The 2,912-nt window shown below is 76.9% G+C and carries 2 protein-coding genes; both read left to right on the top strand.

From position 1 onward, the window contains the following. The coding region (locus JYK17_RS40150) for an FtsX-like permease family protein (protein WP_222812314.1) at nucleotides 1–1,730 on the top strand (1,730 nt) is incomplete at its 5' end. Continuing rightward, nucleotides 1,730–2,912 (top strand): ABC transporter permease family protein (locus tag JYK17_RS40145; protein WP_504739994.1); only part of this gene is annotated, 1,183 nt, incomplete at its 3' end. The genes JYK17_RS40150 and JYK17_RS40145, both read left to right, overlap by 1 nt.

The raw sequence follows: 2,912 nt of genomic DNA, 5'->3' as shown, positions 1-2,912 counted from the left end.
CGGCAGGCGGGCGCGGGCTGACGGCGGCGCTGGCGGGCTGGCAGCTGAGCCGGCGCCCGATGCGGGGCGCCGGGCCGGTGCTGCTGCTGGTGCTCGCCGTCGCGCTCGGCATGCTCGCCATCGGGCAGGGCGCCTCCTGGGACCGCTCGCAGGACGACCAGGCCGACTTCGGCACGGGTGCGCCGGTGCGCGTCCTGGCCGCGGGAGAGGACCACTTGGGGCGCACGGAGCAGTACGCGGCCCTCGCCCATGTGCGGGAGGCGGCCCCGGCCGTCCGTACCGAACTCCCGCTGTCCAACAGCCGTACGGCCGCTCTGCTGGCCCTGGACACCGCGCACGCCTCGGACACGATGCTGATGCGCCCGGACCTGTCGTCCGCGCGGGTGCGGCCGATGCTCTCGGCGCTGGGTCCGCGGACGGGGAGCTCCGGGGCGCGGATCCCCGCGCACACCGCCCGGCTGCGGCTGGCGGCGGCCCTGCACAGTTCGTCCGGGGCGGGCAGGACGGCGGACGTGACGGTCACGCTGGTCGACGCGTACGGGACGCCGTACGAGGTGCCGGCCGGTCGGCTGCCCTCCGACGGGCGGACACATGTGCTGGACGTGCCGGTCTCGGACGGGCGGCTGACGCTGACCGCCGTGGAGCTGGTGATGCCGCAGCCGATCGGGGACCCGGAGCAACACCGCCTGCAGCTCGGGTCGTTGACGGCGGCAGGCGCGGACGGCACCGCGCGGAAGGTCACGCTGCCTGCCTCGTGGAAGGCGTCCGTGAGCAGTGACGGGCAGGTCGCGTCGCCGGACGCGAAGACAGACCCGACCACTCCCACGGTGAGCAGGTCGGGCCCGCCGACGATCGCGTACGGCACCGGGTACGTGCCGGTCGAGGAGACCTGGGTCAGCGCGTCGCTGACGGTGCGGATGCGGGTCGCGCAGCCGGCGCCCGGCGAGGTCACGGGGGTGGCGAGCGACCGGTTCCTCGCCGCGGCGGGCGCGCACCCCGGGCAGCGGCTGGACGTGACGGTCGACGGGGAGACCGTGCCGGTGCGGATCGTGCGCGCGGTGCGCGAGCTGCCGACGACCGCAGCGGCGAACGGGGGCGGTCTGCTGGTCGATCTGCGGTCCGTGAACCGGGTGCTGGAGGACCGTTACGGGACGAGCGTCACGCCCACGGAGTGGTGGCTGCGCACCGATCGCGGCGACTCGGCCCGGGTCGCGGCGGCACTGCGGGCCCTGCCCGATCTCGATCCGGCGCAGGTCGTGGTGCGGGACGAGACGGCCGCGCAGTTGCGGGACGATCCCTTCGGCGCGGGCCCCGAGGCGGCGTTCGCGGCGGCGGCCGGGGTGGCGGCGGCGCTGGCCGCGGTCGGTTTCGCGGTGAGCGCGGCGGGCTCCCTGCGCGAACGGGGCGCCGAACTCGCGGTGCTGCGGGCCCTGGGCGCCCCGCGCCGCCGCCTTGCCCGCATGATCGCCGTCGAGCAGGGGGTGCTGGTGGCGCTGGCCCTGGTGGTGGGGACGGCCCTGGGGACCGTGCTGACCCGGGCGGTGATCCCGCTGATCGTGCTGACCGCGCAGGCCACGCGCCCGGTGCCGCGCGTGCTGGTCGAGCTGCCGGTGGCGCAGGTGGCCCTCCTGCTGGCGACGGTGGCTCTGGCGCCGCTGCTGGTGACGGCCGCACTGGCGCTGAGGCGAGGGGATCCCGCGGTGTCCCTGCGGGAGCAGGGGGGCGAGTGATGAACCCGGTACCGGCTCCGTGGATCCGCACCCGGCTGCGTGCCGCCCCCGCCGCCGCCTGCGCGCTGGCGCTGCTCGTGGCGCTGACCGCCACTCTGGCCGCCGCGTTCCCGCGGGCCGTCGACCGCTACGAGGACGCCGGGCTGCGCCGGGCCGTGGAGAGCGCCCGGCCGGTGAGCACGACGCTGCAGGTGTCCGCCGAGCAGCCGGGCCCCCCGCGGTCACCGGAGCGGCGCGAGGAACTCCTGCGCCCCCGCACGCTCGGCGAGCAGTACACACAGGTCCTCGCGGCCGTCCCGGGCCCGCTCGTCGTCGACTGCGGCCAGTCGACGTACGGCGTGCACACCATGAAGACCCTGGAGGCCCCGGAGTCCTGGCTGCCGCGGCCGAGCGGGCTGCCGCCGCAGTTCACCCTGGCCGCGCAGCACGGTCTGGCCGGCCATGCGGCGGTGCGTTCGGGGCGCCTGCCCCGCGCCGACGGCCACGTGACCGCCGCGACGGCGCAGGTGGAGGCCGCCGTCACCGCGCGGACCGCCAAGAGCCTGCACATCAAGGTGGGTTCGGTGATCCATCTGCCTGGCGCGGACCGTCCCCCGCTCGCCGTACGGGTCACCGGGATCGTCACCCCGCACGACCCGGGCGGCGCCTGGTGGGACACCGAGCCCCTGCTGGGCAGGCCGAGCCTGGTGGTCGCGCCGGGCCCCGAGCGCGACAAGTACTGGCGCGCCGGCCTGCTGCTCGCCCCGGACGCGGCCCCGGCCCTGCTGGGCACCGCCGGAAACCCCTGGCGCTACTGGCAGTTGGCGCCGTCCCACGCCGGGCTGCGCGGCCACGACGTGGACCGGCTGAAGTCGGCCGTCGCCTCCGTGGAGGCCGGTCCGGCGCTGCGGCGGATCCGTGAGCGAACGGACCTGACCACGACGGTGAGCACCGACCTCGACAGCGTGCTCAGCCAGTACGAGGAACTCCGTGGTGGCGTCCGCCCGCTGGTCGCCGTCGCCGCCTTCGGCACCGGCACGGTGGCCGCCGTGGTCCTGCTGATGGCGGGCGGCCTCGCCGCCGACCGCCGCCGCACCGAACTCGCCCTGCTGCGCGCCCGCGGCGCCTCCCTGCGCGGCCTGACCGGCCGGCTGTTCGCCGAGACGGCCGTGGTGGCCCTGCCCGCGGGCGCGTTGGGCCTCG

The organism is Streptomyces plumbidurans, from assembly GCF_019857225.1.
GTDB classification, from domain to species: Bacteria; Actinomycetota; Actinomycetes; order Streptomycetales; family Streptomycetaceae; genus Streptomyces; species Streptomyces plumbidurans.
Note: the sequence above shows the minus strand (reverse complement) of the source record. Positions and strands in the feature narration are given on the sequence as shown.